The 18,039-nt window shown below is 68.1% G+C and carries 13 protein-coding genes; 9 read left to right on the top strand and 4 right to left on the bottom strand.

All coding sequences use genetic code 11. The features are described 5' to 3' along the window. The first annotated feature begins 147 nt into the window (after nucleotides 1-147). From WME82_RS25210 to WME82_RS25180, 7 genes are all read left to right on the top strand, one after another. A complete protein-coding gene (locus WME82_RS25210; protein ID WP_438037375.1) occupies nucleotides 148-1,278 on the top strand; it encodes a hypothetical protein in 1,131 nt (376 codons plus the stop codon). A 568-nt stretch (nucleotides 1,279-1,846) separates the two neighbouring features. Next, entirely contained in the window at nucleotides 1,847-3,541 is a 1,695-nt protein-coding gene (locus WME82_RS25205) for a DUF1592 domain-containing protein (protein ID WP_437849329.1), read from the top strand. Beyond that, nucleotides 3,538-4,914 carry a DUF1552 domain-containing protein gene (locus WME82_RS25200; RefSeq protein WP_437849327.1) on the top strand — a complete coding sequence of 459 codons (1,377 nt, stop codon included), beginning with the start codon at nucleotides 3,538-3,540 and terminating at the stop codon, nucleotides 4,912-4,914. Before WME82_RS25205 ends, WME82_RS25200 begins: the two co-directional genes overlap by 4 nt. Before the next feature lie 101 nt (nucleotides 4,915-5,015). Further along, complete coding sequence (locus WME82_RS25195) at nucleotides 5,016-6,224, top strand: endo-1,4-beta-xylanase (RefSeq protein ID WP_437849325.1); 1,209 nt, start codon at nucleotides 5,016-5,018, stop codon at nucleotides 6,222-6,224. Continuing rightward, nucleotides 6,221-6,445 (top strand): hypothetical protein, encoded by a 225-nt coding sequence (locus WME82_RS25190; protein WP_437849323.1) that lies wholly within the window; start codon nucleotides 6,221-6,223, stop codon nucleotides 6,443-6,445. The genes WME82_RS25195 and WME82_RS25190 overlap by 4 nt, the downstream gene beginning before the upstream one ends. Before the next feature lie 239 nt (nucleotides 6,446-6,684). Beyond that, the gene (locus WME82_RS25185) at nucleotides 6,685-8,430 is read left to right on the top strand and encodes a glycoside hydrolase family 43 protein (RefSeq protein WP_438037374.1); all 1,746 of its coding nucleotides are present in this window, start codon (nucleotides 6,685-6,687) and stop codon (nucleotides 8,428-8,430) included. Between the two features lie 29 nt (nucleotides 8,431-8,459). Next, a complete protein-coding gene (locus WME82_RS25180) occupies nucleotides 8,460-9,638 on the top strand; it encodes a family 16 glycosylhydrolase (RefSeq protein WP_438037373.1) in 1,179 nt (392 codons plus the stop codon). 86 nt (nucleotides 9,639-9,724) lie between these two features. Here WME82_RS25180 and WME82_RS25175 read toward each other — a convergent pair whose 3' ends face one another. Further along, complete coding sequence (locus tag WME82_RS25175) at nucleotides 9,725-10,765, bottom strand: Gfo/Idh/MocA family protein (protein ID WP_437911228.1); 1,041 nt, start codon at nucleotides 10,763-10,765, stop codon at nucleotides 9,725-9,727. A 160-nt stretch (nucleotides 10,766-10,925) separates the two neighbouring features. Continuing rightward, on the bottom strand, nucleotides 10,926-11,162 hold the full coding sequence (locus WME82_RS25170; protein ID WP_438037372.1) for a hypothetical protein: 237 nt from the start codon (nucleotides 11,160-11,162) through the stop codon (nucleotides 10,926-10,928). Nucleotides 11,163-12,044: 882 nt separating this feature from the next. On the opposite strand from WME82_RS25170, the gene WME82_RS25165 reads away from it, so the two are divergent. Both WME82_RS25165 and WME82_RS25160 read left to right on the top strand, forming a co-directional pair. Continuing rightward, nucleotides 12,045-13,739 (top strand): DUF1592 domain-containing protein, encoded by a 1,695-nt coding sequence (locus tag WME82_RS25165; RefSeq protein WP_438037371.1) that lies wholly within the window; start codon nucleotides 12,045-12,047, stop codon nucleotides 13,737-13,739. A 30-nt stretch (nucleotides 13,740-13,769) separates the two neighbouring features. Further along, on the top strand, nucleotides 13,770-15,131 hold the full coding sequence (locus tag WME82_RS25160) for a DUF1552 domain-containing protein (protein ID WP_438037370.1): 1,362 nt from the start codon (nucleotides 13,770-13,772) through the stop codon (nucleotides 15,129-15,131). A 298-nt stretch (nucleotides 15,132-15,429) separates the two neighbouring features. Here WME82_RS25160 and WME82_RS25155 read toward each other — a convergent pair whose 3' ends face one another. Next, complete coding sequence (locus tag WME82_RS25155; RefSeq protein ID WP_438037369.1) at nucleotides 15,430-16,116, bottom strand: hypothetical protein; 687 nt, start codon at nucleotides 16,114-16,116, stop codon at nucleotides 15,430-15,432. 293 nt (nucleotides 16,117-16,409) lie between these two features. Further along, nucleotides 16,410-18,029, bottom strand: coding sequence for a non-reducing end alpha-L-arabinofuranosidase family hydrolase (locus tag WME82_RS25150; protein ID WP_438037368.1), 1,620 nt, complete (start codon nucleotides 18,027-18,029; stop codon nucleotides 16,410-16,412). Nucleotides 18,030-18,039: the final 10 nt, after the last annotated feature.

Raw genomic sequence — 18,039 nt, 5'->3', positions numbered from 1 at the left:
CTCGCTCGTGACGTGAGCTTAGTTGGTGTCAGTGCATTTTTCTGCGATCCGTGAACAAGCCATCGAGTCGCGCGCCACGAGGCCTCGGAGAGCCACGATCGCTCGGCAGCGCGTCCAGAACGGGCTGATCTCGTCCCCGGAGTGAGCATGACGACACGTCGATTCCTTTCGTCACTGGCCTGCATCGGTTGCGCGCTGTCGCTCGCCGCTTGCGGGAGCGATGATGCCGGCAGCGGCGCCGCCTCCACCGGCCAAGGCGGGGGCGGCGCCAGCGGGCCGGGCGCCGCCTCCAGCGGCCCGAGCGGGGGGGCTCCTGGAGGCGCCTCGGCCAGCGCGGGAGTTCAAGCGGGCGCCGGCACGGGCGGCGAAGCGCCCAGCGGCGGGACGACGGCGGCCGGCGGCGAAGGCGGCGCCGCAGGGGCGGGCGGGGAGGGCGGTTCAGACGAATTCGAGCCGGTGACCATCTCGTTCGGGACCACGCTCGATCCGCGCACCCAGGTGCTCGAGGCGCGGGCGCTCGCCGAGTCCGTCGCCGATCCCGGCTCTTCGCAGTGGCGGACCAAAGGGGACCAGCGCAGGACGTATCGCTTTCCAGAAGCGGGCGCCGACGTTCCTTACCGCGTCTGCGTCCCGAATGGCTGGGACGGGACGTCGAAGCTGCCCCTCGTGATGTTCTTGCACGGCGCAGGGAACGACGAGAGCTCGTACCTGGATCAGAACAGCAAGCAGATGGTGAATCTGGCCGACCAGCATGGCGTTCTCCTGGTCTCGCCGCTCGGCTACCAGGGCGCCTACGGCAACTTCCTGCGGTTGCCGGCCGTGTTCGGGCAACCCGCGGAGGCGGAGAAGCTCCTGGCCATGCGTACGCCCGAGCGAGAACGCGACCAGGAGCTCAGCGAGAAGGACGTCATCAACGTCCTGGAGCTGGTGCTGCACGAGTACCCCATCGATCGGAGCGCGATGTTCCTCACCGGACACTCGATGGGGAGCGGCGGCACCTGGTACATCGGCGGCAAATACGCGGACTACTGGACGGCTCTGGCGCCCATGTCCGGCCCCTTCGTCCAGGAGTCGGGCTATCCGTGGGACCGGCTGCTCGACGTGCCCATCTTCGTGACGGAAGGGACCCGCGGCACCCCTTCCCTGACCGGCAGCCGGGCGCTGCGCGACTGGATGATGGCTGGCGGCTACACGATCACATACAAGGAAGTCGATGCGGACCATGCAGGCATGGTTCCGCTCGTGCTGCCCGACGTTTTCGACTTCTTCGACCGCTAGCAGCCTCCGCGCTCGTCGCGCGTCTTGGCGTCGCTCGGCGTACGCAACGGCGCTCTCAGCATGCGTGTCGCTGGCGGAAAGTTCCAGTCCTCACGGTCCCACGGCCATGCCAGCGTCCTCGCTCGGGCCGGAGCGACCATGCGGGTGGGTCGATTGGGTTTGACATCGATCTTGTGATCGTTCACATTGCTTCGGAGCGGTATCCTTTTGCTTCGTCTTGGGTGGGTCGTCACGCGGACCGAGACCTCCGTCCTTCGATGGATGTCGGCACCGGCCCCGTTCGCTCGGCGGTGCGCGCCGCGGGCAGCGGATCGGCGCCCCGCAGGCCGTTGGGTCGCCCTCTCGAGACCGCGCGATCTCTCGTGATCGCGTTCGTTCGCGAGCTCACGAGTTTCGATCGTGTTTGAATCGTCCAGTGTTGAACGGCTGCGGGTCCCATGCGACAGGCAAGATCGACGCCGCGCTCGATGACGGAGTGAACACCACGGCTTCTGTGGATGGTAGTCGCGTTGAGAGCCACGCTGAACTGGCCGCCCGGTCGCCAGCGCTTCACCAGGAGAGAGAGACGATGACCCCACCGTCTATTTCGATGATCCTCCTGCCACGCTGGAGACGCGCGCTGGGCGCGCCGCTCTGCGCCGCGGCGCTCCTGCTCGCGGGGTGTACGGGCTCTCTGGGCGCCCACGAGGAGGGCGACGGCCCCTTGCCGGGCGGCGCGGCGGCGCCGCAGGTCGCCGAGCGCAGCATGTTCCCGCGGCTGAGCCACGCGCAGTGGGAGAACACCGTGCGCGACCTCCTGCGCCTCGACGACCGCCCTGGCCTCTCGGCGTCCTTCACGAGCGATCCGCTCGGCGGCGTGTTCGACAACAACGAAGCTGCGCTCCTGGTGACGCCGGGCCTCTGGAGCGATTACCAGCGCGCCGCGGAGGAGCTCGCGGCGATGGTGACCGCCGACGAGGACAAGCTCGGCCGGATCGTGCCCGCCGACCTGCCGGTCGAGCCGGAGGCGCGGGCGCAGGCGTTCATCGAGCGGTTCGGCGAGCGGGCGTTCCGGCGCCCGCTCACGGCCGAGGAGCGGGACACGTATGTCGCGCTGTTCCGTCGCGGCGAGGAGCTCTTCGAGGGCGAGGAGCCGTTCGCGGCCGGCGTGCGCGCGGCGCTCGAGGCGTTCCTGCAGTCACCCCATTTCGTCTACCGGGTCGAGCGCGGCGCCGGGCCGGCGAAGGGCGGGCTCATCCCGCTGAGCGGCCACGAGATCGCGGCCAAGCTCTCGTACCTCTTCTGGAACTCGATGCCCTCCGACGAGCTCCTCGAGGCGGCGAAGGCGGGCGAGCTCTCGAGCCCCGAGGCCGTCCGCGCCTTCACGGACAGGATGCTCGAGGATCCGCGCGCCCGCGAGGTCGTCCGCGCGTTCCACCGGCAGCTCTACGATTACGAGCAGTACCACGACCTCAACAAGGACAAGGCGCTCTACCCCGAGTTCGTCCCCGAGATGGGCGACGACATGCAGCGCGAGGCGGAGCGCTTCGTGGATCATGTCGTCTTCGAAAGGGAGGGGGGCCTCACCGAGCTGCTCACCTCGCGCACGGCGTTCGTGAACGACCACCTCGCGGCGGTCTACGGCGTCGAGGGCGACTTCTCGGACGAGCTCGAGCAGGTGGAGCTCGACGAGGTCGAGCGATCGGGGCTGCTCACGCGCCTCGGCTTCCTCGCGGCGAAGGCGACGGCGCGGCAGCCGGACTCGATCCACCGCGGCGTCTTCGTGAACCTCAGGATCCTCTGCGCCGCGCTGCCGCCGCCGCCCGACGACGCGACCTCGCTGCCGCCGGGCGAGCAGGCGACCAACCGCGAGCGCGTCGAGGCGCACACGGGCAAGGGGACGTGCGGCTCGTCGTGCCATGGGCTGCTCATCAACCCCGCCGGGTTCGCCTTCGAGCACTACGACGCGATCGGCAAATACCGCACGACCGACAACGGGGTGCCGGTCAACTCCGCCGACGTCTACACGCTCGGCGGCCAGCCGCGGAAGTACGCGGATGCCATCGAGTTCAGCCAGCTGCTCGCCGAGAGCAGCGAGGCGCACGCGTGCTACGCGGAGCGCTGGCTCGAGTTCGCCCACGGCCGCGACGCGGACGTGAAGGACAAGGCGTTCGTCAAGCAGCTCGGCGAGGCGTCGCGCGGCGGCTCCTCGACCAAGGAGCTCCTCCTCGAGATCGTCTCCTCCACTCCGTTCCTCGCTCGCGTTCCCGCGGAGGCGCCATGATCACCCGACGACGTGTGCTTCGAGGCCTGTTCGGCGTCACGGTCGCGCTCCCGTTCCTGGAGACCTTCGCGCCGCGGCGCGCCTCGGCCGGCACGGGGGACGTGCCGCCCTTCGCGATCTTCATGCGCCAGGCGAACGGCGTGGCGCAGGCGGCCGGCGACGAGCCCGAGATGTTCTGGCCCAGCGAGACAGGCGCGCTGACCGCCGCGTCGATGGAGCGGGACAGCGACCGCGCGGTCAGCGAGCTCAAGGACTACGCGAGCAAGCTCATCCTGCTGCGCGGCGTGGATTTCGCGTTCAAGGCCAACGGATGCGGCCACTCCGGCGGCGGCAACCAGTGCCTCACGGCCGCGCGCGTGTCGGACCAGCCGGCGGGCAACGAGTCGCTCGCGATGGGCGAGTCGATCGACAACCGCATCGCGACCGAGCTCAACCCGGCGGGCGTCGAGCCGCTGACGCTCTACGCGGGCAGGATGTCCGGCTACATCAACGAGGTGCTCTCGTACCGCGGGCCGAAGCAGCTGCGCGCAGCCGAGCGCAACCCGGCCAACGCGTACAAGAAGCTCTTCGGGCTCGCCGACGTGGACACCGAGGTCCAGCAGTCGCTGGCCGAGCGCCGCACCAGCATCAACGACCTGGTGCGCGGGGAGATGAAGGCGCTCATGAGCCGGAAGGACATCAGCAAGAGCGATCGCGAGCGGCTACAGCTCCACTTCGACAGCATCCGCGATATCGAGGTCGCGCTCGCGTGCAAGCTCCCGGAGGTGCAGGTCGCCGAGATGGAGGCGATCTCGCCGAACGTCGGCAGATCCGAGAACGTGGAGGCCGTCACGCGGATGCAGATGGATATCATCGCGCTCGCCATGGCGTGCGGCGTCACGCGCGTGGCGACGCTCCAGGTGGGCGACGGCAACGACGGGACCGAGTACACGATCAACGGCGTGCGGCAGAAGAGCTACCACAAGATCTCCCACCGCATCGACAGCGACGGCACCTCGGGCCCGCCGATCGAGGGCGCGCAGGAGCTGCACCACCAGATCGACCGGATCCACGCGCGGCTCTTCAAGCACCTGCTCGACAGGCTCTCGTCTTACGAGCTCGGCTCGGGGACGCTCCTCGATCAGGGCGTGGCGGTGTGGCTCAATGACAACGCCGACAAGTACCACGGGTTCCGGAAGGTCCCCTACATCCTCGCCGGCGGCGCCGCGGACTACCTGAAGACCGGCCAGTTCGTCGACGTCAAGATCACCAACAACAAGCTGCTCAACACGATCGGCGCGGCGGTCGGATGCACCAACAGCCAGGGAGGCCCGCTCGACGACTTCGGCGACGAGAGCCTCGAAGGCGGGCTCGTCGACCCGATCATCGCCTGAAGAAGCAAAGAGTCCAGACGTTCCGGAGGTCGAGCCGCCGCCTGTCGGCTCGCCGCTCAAAGCACCTCGATCTTCAATCGCTCAACTTGCGGAAATTCAACATGAACAAGAACCGTTCTTCTCGATGGCTGCGCGGTACGACGTGGATCGCGCTCGGGGTCGCGACTCTCGCTGCATGCGGCGACGGGGGCGACAGCGGTGGCGAGGGCGGCTCGGGGGGAGCCGGCAGCGCCACGACGGGCGCCGGCACGACGGGCGCCGGCACGACGAGCGCCGGCACGACGGGCCCTGGCACGACGAGCGCCGGCACGACGAGCGCCGGCACGACGGGCCCTGGCACGACGAGCGCCGGCACGACGAGCGCCAGCAGCGGCGGATCGAACGAGGGCGGCGGCGGTTCGGACGCCTCGAGCAGCACGTCCACCGGAGCCGGCGGCTCGGAGCCCACGGGGAAGTTCGTCGGCAACATCACGACGCGCGGCGCCGTGCGCGACGGCTTCGCGAACTACTGGAACCAGATCACGCCCGAGAACGAGGGGAAGTGGGGCGAGGTCGAGAAGAGCCGCGGGAACAAGGACTGGAGCAAGCTCGACAGGATCTACAAGTACGCGCAGGACAACAACATCATCTTCAAGCACCACGTCTTCGTGTGGGGCTCCCAGCAGCCCAGCTGGGTCGGGAGCCTCCCCGGCAACGAGCAGCAGGCGGCCGTGCGGGACTGGATGAAGTCGTTCTGCGAGCGCTACCCCAAGACGAAGTACATCGACGTGGTCAACGAGCCGCCGCCCCACACCACGCCCTCGTACAAGAACGGCATCGGCGGCGACGGCGCCAGCGGCTGGGACTGGATCGTCAACTCCTTCAAGTGGGCCCGCGAGTTCTGCCCGAACGCGGTCCTGATCCTCAATGACTACAACAACATCGAGTACCAGAACGACCACAACAACTTCATGAAGATCGCGCGGGCGGTGATCGCAGCGGGCGCCCCGGTCGACGCCATCGGCGCGCAGGCCCACGACGCGTACAAGATCAACACCAACACCGTGAAGGGCTTCGTCGACGGGCTCGCCTCGCTGGGCAAGCCTGTGTACATCACCGAGTACGACATCGGCGAGGCGAACGACAACAGGCAGAAGCAGATCATGGAGGAGCAGTTCACGATGTACTGGAACCACCCCTCGGTCCAGGGCATCACCTTGTGGGGCTACATCGTCGGCACCACCTGGCGGGACAACACCGGCATCCAGTATGATGACAACAGGATGCGGCCGGCCATGCAGTGGCTGATGGAGTTCCTGGATCGCCAGTGATCGATGTCGCGCTGAAGGACAGCGGCTGGGCGGCGCAAGGTCCGCCCGAGCCGGGCAAGGGCAGCGGCGCGCACAGCTGCGTTTCGTACACGGGCTGCTCGAGCGGGCACCCCACGCGCTGGCGTGCGTTCGACGGGGATCACACCCCCTCGCCGAAGGACAACGGCCAGCCGACGACCCGGGATCCTCGCGAGGTCTGGGGTTTCTTCACGCAGCTCTGAGATGAGGGTTGAGCGGCGGCGCTCGGCGCGCTTCGCCGGAGAGTCGCCGGGCCGGGGAGCTCGAACGTCGTCTGCCGCCGATGCCCACCTTCCGCGCTAGGCGATGTCCGCGAGCTCGCCCAGCGGGCTGCCTTCACGGCGAAGCACCCCGGCGAGAGGCGCCGGAGCGCCATGAGCCGAGCGACCCGCGACATGGACAATGCCTGACCGAGCTTCAGGAGAGCAGCAAGGATTTAAGAATGTCGACGAGCACGAACTCCCTCCAACGTGAGCTCCTCGGGGCGGCGTTGTTGCTCTGTGGCGTGACCGCGTTCCCGTCGGTCTCCCTGGCAGACAATCCCGTCGTACAGACCATTTACACACCTGACCCTGCCCCCATGGTCCACGATGACACGGTATACCTCTATACCGGGCATGACGAGGACAGCGCCACGGACTGGTTCACGATGAACGAATGGAGGGTGTACTCCTCCAAGGATATGGTGAACTGGACGGATCACGGGTCACCGCTGAAATTCAGCGATTTCAGCTGGGCAAAGGGAGACGCGTGGGCAGGCCAGGCCATCCCCAGGAACGGGAAATTCTACTATTACGTTCCTGTCACGAGCCGCTCGCTGAACAGGATGACCATCGGCGTGGCCGTGTCGGACAGCCCCACCGGTCCCTTCAAGGACGCCCTGGGAAAGCCGTTGATCACGGCCGATTGCGGCGACATCGACCCGACGCCGTTCATCGACGACGACGGCCAGGCTTATCTGTACTGGGGAAACCCGAGCGTGTGCTACGTGAAGCTGAACCAGGACATGATCTCCTACCAGGGAGACGTCGTGCGCGTGCCCATGACGGCGGAGAGCTTCGGACAGCGCACCGGGAATGACGATGGTCGCCATAAGACCAAGTACGAAGAAGGCCCGTGGCTCTACAAGCGCGATGGGCTGTACTACCTGGTGTACGCGGGTGGCCCTATCTCCGAATACATCGCCTACTCGACGAGCAGCAAACCCACCGGCCCGTGGACTTACCGGGGGGTGATCATGCCCACGGAGGGCAGCAGCTTCACCAATCACGCGGGCGTCATCGACTTCAAGGGGAACTCCTACTTCTTCTATCACAACGGCGCCTTGCCGGGCGGCGGCGGTTATCACCGGTCGGCGGCCGTCGAGCGGTTCACGTTCAACGCCGACGGTACATTCCCGACGATCAAGATGACCAAGGAGGGCCCGCCTGGCGTCGGCAGCCTGAATCCGTATGTCATGACGGAGGCCGAGACCATCGCCTGGGGATCCGGGGTCGAGACCGAGGTATGCGGCGAGGGGGGAATGAACGTCGGGTCGATCGAGAACGGGGACTACATCAAGGTGAAGGGCGTCGATTTTGGCACCGGCGCGGTGTCCTTCGACGCGAGAGTGGCCTCGGCGACCAGCGGCGGCAGCATCGAGCTGCGCCTCGACGGCGCGACGGGCACGCTGGTGGGGACCTGCATGGTTCAGGGGACCGGCGGCTGGCAGACCTGGGCCACCACGTCCTGTGCTGTCGACGGCGCGACAGGGAACCACGATCTGTACCTGAAGTTCACCGGTGGGAGCGGTTTCCTGTTCAATGTCAACTGGTGGAAGTTCACTCCGCTCGACGCCCCGGATCCGACCGGCGCGGGGGGCGCTGGCGCGGGGGGCGCTCCGGACGTGGGTGAAGGGGGAGCGGCGGGCAGCGGCGGGTCGGGCGAGGGGGCGAGCAGCAGCAGCGCAGCGACGACCGGCAGCGGAGCGACGGCGGGCAGCGGAGCGACGGCGGGGAGCGGCACGGGCGGCGCTGGCGGTACCCCCGCTGACGGCGCCAGCGGCGACGAGGGCGGGTGCGCCTTCCGGGTCCACTCGGGGCCCAGCTCCCCCGCGGGCGCGCTCGCCGCCTTGATCGCGCTGGGCGCGGTCGCCGCGCGGCGGCGTCGTGCCCGAGGAGCCGGGCGGAGCGGATCCGCCGCGAATTGACGGTTGGTGCAATCATTGGAGGTTTGATCATGTTCACGAGAGTCCGCGCAGGTCTGATGCTCGCCGCTGCCTCGCTGGCGCTCGCGGTCAGCTCGACCGCGGCAGCGAAGCCGTACAAGGGCGCAGAGCTTTACTCGGCCCAGAGCTATCTTCACGGTCGCATCGAGATGCGCATGCGCATGGTGCGCGGGAGCGGCATCCTGTCGACCTTCTTCACCTACAAGAACGGCTCAGAGATGTCCGGCGCGTTCTGGGAGGAGATCGACATCGAGGTCTTCGGGAAGGACAACGCCCGGAGCTGGCAGTCCAACATCATCACCGGGATGGGCACGAGGGTGACGTCGGAGGGGGTGCACGACGCGGGCGTCTCCCTCGCGGACGGCTATCACACCTACGCGCTGGAGTGGACGCCGGACTACGTGGCCTGGAGCATCGACGGGCGAGAGATCAAGAGGTCGACGGGGGCGCAGGTGACCGCCCTGAAGAATCCCCAGTCTTTCCGCTTCAACACGTGGTCCTCGGATGCCACCGAGTGGGTCGGGCCGTTCGACGATTCCGTCCTCCCGCAGCACCAGTTCGTCAACTGGATCAAGTATTATCGCTACAACAACGGGGGCTTCGAGCTCGCGTGGCAGGACGACTTCAACTCCCTGGACAGCGCGCGATGGAGCAAAGCGGACTGGACGTTCGACGGGAACCGCGTGGACTTCGACCCGCAGAACGTGACGGTGAAGGACGGCACGCTGGTGCTGTCGTTGACACGGGAGGGGCAGACCGGGTTCACCGGAAATGTGCCCCGCGATGAGGACACCGGGTCCGGCGCCGGCGCGGGTGGGGCGGCGACGGCGGCCAGCTCCTCCGCCAGCGGCGCGGGCGGGGCGGAGACGGCGACCTCCTCTGGCAGCGGTGAGGGCGGGGCGGCGACGGCGGCCAGCTCCTCCGGCAGCGGCGAGGGCGGGGCGGCGACGGCGGCCAGCTCCTCCGGCAACGGCGTGGGCGCGGCAGGGACGGCTGCCAGCTCCTCAGGCAGCGGCGACGCGTCGGGCGAGGGAGGTGGGGCCGGCGGACCCCTGCCGGACGAGGAGGCCTCCGACGGCGGTTGCGGGTGCGTCGTCGCCGGAGCCAGCTCCACGACGAGCTCGTGGGCCGCGGCGCTCGCCGTGGGGCTCTCCGCCCTGGCGATGCGGCGGCGCCGGCCCCGCGGCTGACCCCATCAGGAGGCTCGAAGGCGCCGCGGGCGGGGAGGGCGCCCTCGCCGCCGCGGCCGTGACGAGGGCGGCGCCGCGGGGCGCCGCTAGATCTTCTCCCAGCGCCTGCTCTCGGCGGACCGGAACAGCGCGTCGATGACCCGCATGTTGCCGACCGCGACCTCGATCGAATTCTCGACCGGGCCGCCCGTGCGGATGGCGCGCGAGAACGCCTCGCTCTGCAGGTGGTACTGGTCGACGACGGGGAACGAGGTGACCTTGGCCGAGCTGCAGTTCAGCGTCGAGCCGTCATCGAGGAAGATCTTGCACGGCCGGTCGGCGGGCGCGTTGAACGGGATCTCGATCTCGATGCGGCCCTTGGTGCCGAGCGCGTTCACGCGCTGGTAGGCCACCGCCTGCGTGCTGCACGTGAACGTCAGGTGCGCGCCGCCGTAATCGAGCAGGCCCGAGGTCAAGCGATCGGTGCCGAACTCGGGATCGCGCTCGACGAGCACCATCGCCCGCACGGGCTCGCGTCCGAACAGCAAGCGCGACGTGTTCACCGCGTAACACCCGATGTCGTAGAGCGCGCCGCCCCCGACCTGCTCCCTGTTGCGGATGTTGGTCGCGTCCCGGTTGAAATACGAGAACGCCGCCTGGACGCTGACCAGCTCGCCGATCCGGCCGCTTCGCACCCAGTCCCTGGCCTGCTGCCACTGCGGGTGATAGCGGACCATGAACGCTTCGGCGATCCGCTTGCCCGTCTCGTGCTCGACGTCGACCAGCGCCGCGGCGTCCTTGGCGCTGAGCGCGATCGGCTTCTCGCACAGGACGTGCTTGCCGGCGCGGGCCGCGCGCGCCGACCACTTCACGTGCAGGTGGTTGGGCAGCGGGATGTAGACGGCCTCGATCTCCGGGTCGTCGAGCAGCTCATCATAGCTTCCGTACGCCTTCGGGATCCCGAGCGGCTCCGCGGCGGCGCGCGCCTTGTCGATGTCGCGCGACGCCAGCGCGGCGACCTGGGTCAGGGGCCCCAGCCTCATGCTGGGCAGGCTGACCTTCAACGCGAAGTTGCTCGCCCCGAGGACGCCCCAGCGCACGGGGGTGATGGATTCGCTCGACTTCGGATCTTGCGCGGATGTGGACATGGATACCTTGCAGCGCGCGACGCTGGCGGCCGACGGCGCGTCTGAGAACGCTCGACGTGAATCGACCCGGCGGGTCAGGCCAGGGGCCGGAAGGAGAGCGCCCGCCCTGCGCGAGGAGCGGAGAGGGCGAGAGCAGGGCGCGGCGCCTCAGAAGGCGTCGTCACGGTGCTTCGCCTCGTGCTCCACCCTGTACAGAGCCGTCTTGATCCAGCCCCTGTATCGGACAGGCACTCTGTCCTTTGTCGCCGCAGCTGAAATCCTTCCCTTCGGCAACCGATGCGCGGACGTTTGCCGTCCCGCCCGCGGCCCATGCTGCGCCCGCAAAGCCGCCTGCAAACCCGAAGGCAAAGCCAATGCCGACGCTCATCATCACGGCACCCATCAGCTTCACGCTCATCCACATCCGATGTCTCCTGATCAGGGAAGGGGCAAGCTCAGCCGCATGATCGCAGCTCGGAGACGGATTGTGATCGTTCACATGATGGGGGTCAATCAAAATTGACCGGTGCGCAGCCATCCTCGGCCTCGATCGATACGTGGCGGCGGCCGGCGATACGTGGCGGCGGCCGGCGATACGTGGCGGCGGCCGGCCGCGGCGCCCGCGTGAGCTGTCACACGAGCTTGGCTTGTGCGAGATCGTGGGTTCCGGGGAGCCCGGAGGGGGCTCTTGCGCTGCACCGGCTCGGCCTCGAGCCGGATGCGCGCGGCTCTGGAGCTCCCCGCCAGCGTCGTCCTCCCTCGGGCTCGAGGGGGCCAGCGCGCCCGTCGATTGGCGTTGACTCCTCGGATGTGATCGTTCACATTGCGCTCAGGGGCGTCCTTTTGCTTCGCCCTCGGTGGGGCATCCTGCGCGCCGAGATCTTCGTCTTCTTGATCGGTCCCGGTGCCGATTCCGTTCGCTCGGCCGTCGCTGAAGCGATTGCCGATCGATGGTGCTTGGTGTCTCGCCAGAGGTGATCACCAGAGGCCACGACAAGCCTTGTTGATTCGATGGCTGTCGTGAACCCCTAGGTGCTGTTCGCTGGAATTTTCTTGGGAGTCCGGCGAAACGGCCGGATGGCAACTTCGGGGGCGGCGTGACCTATGTTGCGGCGGGCTATGCTCAGCCCCTCCTCGGACGCAGCAGTGCCATCACACAGGCCCCGTCCTGGTTCTGGTGCTCCAGGCTCCATCACGCCGGGCGAGATGGGCTCCGTGATGCGAGCGCCTGCTCTGAGGCATGGTCGCGAGATGTGGGTCCCCGCGCGTCGTCACCCCCCTTGCATTATCGGAGAGCAAGATGAAGAAGCCGTCATGGCACGAGCTCCGTTTCTCGAGAGAAGTGGCCGCAGTTTGCGCGCTCGCGTTCGCTGCCGCGTGCACGGGCGCGCTGGGTGACACGACGGAGGGCCCTGGAGAGTCCTCTTCCTCTACCGGGGGAGATGGAGCGTCGACGGGCTCGGACCCGCCGCCGTTCCAGCCCGCGGCCGGGATGCTGCGCCGTTTGACGAGAACGCAGTTCCGCAACGCCGTGCGCGACATGTTGGGCGTCGAGGTCGATATCCATCAGCTCGACGCCGACAGCTGGAACGGGAACTTTGCTGTCGTCGGCGCCGCGACCGTCGTGACCTCGGAGCGAGGCGTCGAGCAGTACCACGCGGCCATCGAGGGCGCCGTCGACGCGGTGTTCTCGGATCCCGCGAGGCGAGACCGGTTCATCGGCTGCGCGCCCAGCGGCGCGGAGAACGACGCTTGCGTGCGTGGCTTCATCGAGGCGCTGGGGCTTCGCGCGTGGCGCCGCCCGCTCGAGGCCGCCGAGGTCGACCGGCTCGCGGCCGTCGCCACGAAGGCCGCGGCCGAGCTCGAGAGCGCCGTCGAGGGGGCCCGCTGGGCGACGGTGGCCCTCTTCACGTCTCCGAACTTCCTGTATCGCCCGGAGCTCGGCGCTCCGAGCGCCGACGGGTCGCTGCGCTTGACGGGCTACGAGATGGCGTCCCGGCTCGCGTTCCTTGTGTGGAACAGCCTGCCAGACCAGGAGCTGCTCGACCAGGCCGCGAGCGGGGCGCTCGGAACGGTGGAGGGGATCCGCGCGGCGGCGACGCGGCTGCTCGAGGCGCCCGCCGGGCGCGAGGCGGTCGGCGCCTTCGCCGAGGAGTACATGCGGCTCGATCGGATCAGCACGCAGGCAAAAGACACGGCGCTCTTTCCTGAGTATAGCCCCGCGCTGCGAGCGGCGATGGTCCGCGACATGCGAGGCACCTGGGAGGTCCTCGCGTTCGACGATCGAACGAGCGCGCTCGACCTGTTCTCGACCACGAAGGTCGTCGTCAACACCGAGCTCGCCCAGCTCTACGGTCTCGAAACGGCCGGCCTCGGCTCGGACGCCTTCGAGGTCCGCTCGTTGCCCGCGGACGGCCCGCGCGTCGGGATCCTCAGCAAAGCGGGCTTCCTCTCGCAGTTCGCGAACCAGAAGGAGGGCTCTCCCACCTTGCGCGGCAAGTTCATGCGCGACGCCCTCATGTGCACGCCCATCCCGCCGCCCCCCGGCGACGTCGCCCTCGAGCTCCCGGAGCCGCCTGCGGACAAGCCCCTCACGAAGCGTCAGCGCCTGGAGATCCACCGGACCGAGCCGGCCTGCGCCGGCTGCCATTCGTACATGGACCCGCTGGGCCTGCCGCTCGAGACCTTCGACGCGATCGGCCGCTTCCGCACGACCGACCACGGCCTGCCGATCGACCCGAGCGGCGAGTTCGACGGGGTGCCGGTCGCCGACGCGCGCGCGCTCGGCGTGACCCTCAGCTCGGACGCCTCGGTCGCGGAGTGCCTCGTCCGCAAGTACTACACGTATGCAGCGGGTCACGAGGAGAGAGACGTGGATGAGCGCGTGCTGGACGCGCTGACCGCCTCGTTCGAAGGGTCGGGGTACAAGCTGCGCGAGCTGGTCCTCGACGTCGTGACCAACGACGCTTTCTCGTCCGTCGCCCCCCAACCCTGATCGCAGGTACCCCCAATGACGAACAAAGCTTTGAACCGACGAACTGTTCTCCGGGGCATGCTGGCGACGGGCGCCGCCGTCACCATCCCGCTCCCCTTGCTGGAGATCATGCTGAACGAGAGCGGCACGGCGCACGCGCAGACGAAGACGCCGGTGTCGCCGCTCTACGTCACGTGGTTCTTCGGGAACGGCACGCTTCCCGGTCGCTGGAAGCCGACGCGCACGGGCTCCGGTCAGGCCTGGGAGCTCAGCCCCGAGCTCCAGCCGCTCGCGGACCTCAAGTCGTACCTCACGGTGATCAGCGGCCTCGAAAACAAGCTCGTCGTATCCGGCGTCGAGCACCCCACGGGGTCGGCGGGGGCCACGACCGGCGCGCCGCTCAGCGGGAACGCCGTGCGGGCCGCTTCCATCGACCAGGTCGTCGCGAACGCCATCTCGGAGGGGGCGCCGTACCGCTCTCTCGAGGTGGGATTGACGCCGGCGACGCCGGGCGGCCCTCAGGACTCGCTGCATACGGTCTCGCACAGGGGGCCGAACGCGCGCAACAACCCGGAGTTCGATCCGAAGGCCGTGTTCAATCGATTGTTCATGAACGGCTTGCCCGAGCCCAGCGACGACGGCGCGGAGCAGGCCGCGAAGCTCGCGAACGTCCGGAAGAGCGTGCTCGACTCCGTCCTGCAGGACGGCGCGAGCCTGAAGCAGCGGCTCGGGGCGGCCGACAGGCATCGTATCGAGGAGCACCTCGAGTCGATCCGCGCCATCGAGCAGCGCCTCGAGACCATGCCGTCCGGCGGCGGCGCGACGGCGGCGTGCAAGAGCCCGACGGCGCCCACCGCCGGCAAGGACTCGCAGAGCGAGGCGCCCCCTGCGGTGAACGCCGCCATGGTCGAGCTCTCGGCGCTCGCGCTCGCCTGCGAGCGGACCCGCGTGCTCTCGTTCATGTTCTCGCTGCCCGCCGCGCACGTCTACTACCGGCACCTCGCGCAGGACATGAACGACGACTTTCACGACACCATCTGCCACGGAGATGCCGGGGATCAATCGAGCCAGCCTCGCGTCGACAAGGGCGTGATGTACACGATGCGCTGCCTGAACGAGTTCTTGACGAAGCTCAAGAGCACGCCGCACGGCAGCTCGAACCTGCTCGACAGCTCGCTCGTATACGTCACGTCCGACACCGCGTGGGGCAAGGTGCACACGAGGACGGAATGGCCGGTGCTCTTCGCCGGGAAAGCCGGAGGGCGGCTGCGCGGCGACGAGCACCGCAACTTCCCCGGCGACAACCTGAGCAAGGCGCTCCTGACGGTCGCCCAGATCATGGGCTTGAACGTGACGGAGATCGGCGTCGACGCGGGGCGGGTCACGTCGCCGCTCGCGGGCATCCAGGTCTGAGCGCGGCGTCGCCGCGTCTGGAAGAGGCGCTCGGCAGGCGCTCGCCGACCTGCCCGCGCCGCCCATCGTCCACGGATCGAGGACAACCCACCTCGCGATCGAGCGGCCCGCTGCGCCTCGTCTAGACCGACGAAGCGAGGCTGTCCGAAGGTCTGAGCCGCATTCACACCACGTTCGTGGCGCCGCGTTTGCCCCCGATGCGAGGACGAACGGGTCCACCCTTTCGCCCACGTGCGCGGTCCACGTCAACGTGACGGAGGGCTCGCTCGATGTGCCGTTCGTCAAAGGCGAGTGAGGCTCACCGGCACGGGAAGTCGTCGAAGCGGCCGCAAACGGATAGGTCGGTGCGGCCAGCGCCTACGGACAGATCCCACGCGATCGCCGAAGGCGTCCCGACGTATGGCTCGATCGTCAGCGTGCCAATGAGGGGATCGGGCTGCAAGCCCCTGGCGGCCAGCGCCATGCCGTGCGGCGTCTCGACACCGAGCGTGAACGTTCCCGGTTGCCCGTCCCACCTCACGATCCCGAACACGAGCACATCGTCCAAGACGTCCGCCGCGGGCAGACAGCCGGAGCCCCTCGGCGAGATCTCCACGAAGAGCGTCGAGTCGGCGGTCTCGTCGCCGCAATCGATATAGCTGTAGACCCGATCGGGCGGCACCGTCCAACCGGGTGATGAGGACGAGCTGCTGGTGTCGCTGCTTCCGCCGCCTGGCGCTGACGTGCCGCCGTCGCCGTCGCCGCCGCCGTCGCCGTCGCTCGCGCGATGGCCGTCCTCGCGAACGACGACGGTGCTGTCACAGGCGCTCGCGAAGAGGAGCGCACCCAAGAGGACCACCCACACCATGCGGGCCATCTTAACACGCGCGAAGGATCCCAGCGAGGGGCGCCCCGCAGGCTGTGGCTGTGGGGTGAAGGCGGCGATTTCAATGAGTGAAGACGTAGTTGATTTGGCGTTGCTTTTTCCGGAGGTGGTGGAGCGCATAAGGAAATGTTCTCTCGGCTACAGCGTGGCTGTACGAGACGCGAGCAGCAGCGAGGGCTTCACTTCTCGGAAGCCGTTTGCTGTAGAGCACCGAACAGGTTGAAAGTCCCCTGTGTTCAATGCGTTGCGAGGCCCGACCGACCTGCCGGGAAGCAAGCTCCAAGGGAAGGAACGCGGGAAAGAGGGGTATCGGTAGAGCAGCGGGCGGCCGGCGTTTCCGCCGGCTCCCCGCTGCACTACCGGTTCGTCTTCCCTTCTATTGATTTTCTCGGGACTCCGACGTGAACAGTGTTCTAGCGAACCGCCTTCAACAGGCCGAGGCGGTACGGGAGCTGCGAGTATTCGCCGCCCGAGCTGGGGTTGCGTCCCTGATACAGGAACTGCAGATTGCAGGTGTCGATCGTCGCGGTCTCGTCGTTGCCATCGCGCACCAGCTCGCCATGGCTGACGTCGTCGCTCCAGTCAGCCACGCCTGGCGCGTAGGTGACGTTGTTTTGACCTGCGAACGGCGCGTTCCAGGTATGCGCGAGCGGGGTCCACGCGCCGTCGAGGCGATCCGCGGTAAATGAGCGATAGAACCTGGCGCCCGTCGGGCCGATGGCCTCGATCAGGGTCAGGTACTTGTTCATGCCTTTGATCTTGTACGTGGAGCTCCCCTCGAACAGATTGTTACGATTCGAGTCCTGAAGGGCGATCGAGACCGGGCCGAATCCGTTCGGGAAGTTCTGCGCTGTGGTCTGGCTGCGGTACATCCGGCCGTCGTCGCCGGTGAAGAAGAGATAACAGTTGGCGCTGTCGCAGATCACCCAGTAATCGATGGGCAGGCTCGGCATGCCGGCGGGCGTGGACGCGAAGAAGTTCTGGGGCCTGGTCCAGGTGTCCGGGCGGCTCGGGTCGCTGGTCGTGGAGAACTGCGGCGGCTGCGATTGATAGATGAGGTACCACTTGTTCTGAGGCCTGTGGAAGAACATCTGCGGCGCGCACCGATAGCCGCTGAAGCCAGGCGTGCGATCCATGTAGTAATGCGATGCGGACGCGGCCTGGGACCAGTCGGCGAAATTCAGGTAAGTCATCTGCCAGTTGCCGGCGGTGTTCGCCGTGGTGGCGTAGATGTGCCATCGATCGTTGAAGAAGGAGACCGTCGGATCCTTGATGGACACGATGTTGTGAGTCGCGTCGGACTTCGGGCTCACCAGCGCGCCGCTCGACTGCCAGCGGAAGGTGGTGGGCAAGCCGCACCCTTCGCCGCCGCCGCTGCCGCCGCTGCCGCCGCTGCCGCCGGTGCCCCCCGTGCCGCCGGTGCCTCCCGTGCCGCCGGCGCCGCCGGCGCCGCCGGCGCCGCCGGTGCCAGTGCCCGAGCTCACGGGGGTGATCCGGAATTGCTGGTTGGTGCCGCCGTTCGATGCCCATTGAACCAAGGCGGTGCCGTCCGCGGTGCCGCGGGCGTAGACGTCCAGGGACTTGCCGCTGTTGCGTGCGGTGAGGCGCACGACGCCGCTGGCGACGTCCGTGAACGACCACTGCTGGTTTTCCCCGGTCCAGCAGGAGTATTGCTGGATGCGGGCGCCGTCGCTCGTGGAGGCGCCCGCGACGTCCATGCAACGGTTGCTGTTGACGTTGCGGATGCGATAGTAGCCGCCGCCCGCCGATTCCATGCGGAACTGTTGCCGCGTCGAGCCGTTGCAGCTGGCGATCTGCAAGGCGGCCGCGTCCGCGGTGCTGCCTCCAGCCACCTCGACGCATTTTCCGCTCTGGACGCCGGTGATCGTGTAGGTCGCCGCGGTGTCGATGGTGACGCTCTCGGCGAGCTCGTCGAACTCGGGGCCGTCTTCATCGAGCTGCTCAGCGGAGACGCACGCGGCCGTGGCGGCGAGCGTCGTGAGCAGCGACCATCGTCTGAATCGGATTCTCATCATCATCCCC

Source organism: Sorangium sp. So ce128, assembly GCF_051525245.1.
Taxonomy (GTDB): Bacteria; Myxococcota_A; Polyangia; order Polyangiales; family Polyangiaceae; genus Sorangium; species Sorangium cellulosum_B.
The sequence above is the reverse complement of the archived record's forward strand: the minus strand, read 5'-3'. Positions and strand labels throughout refer to the sequence as shown.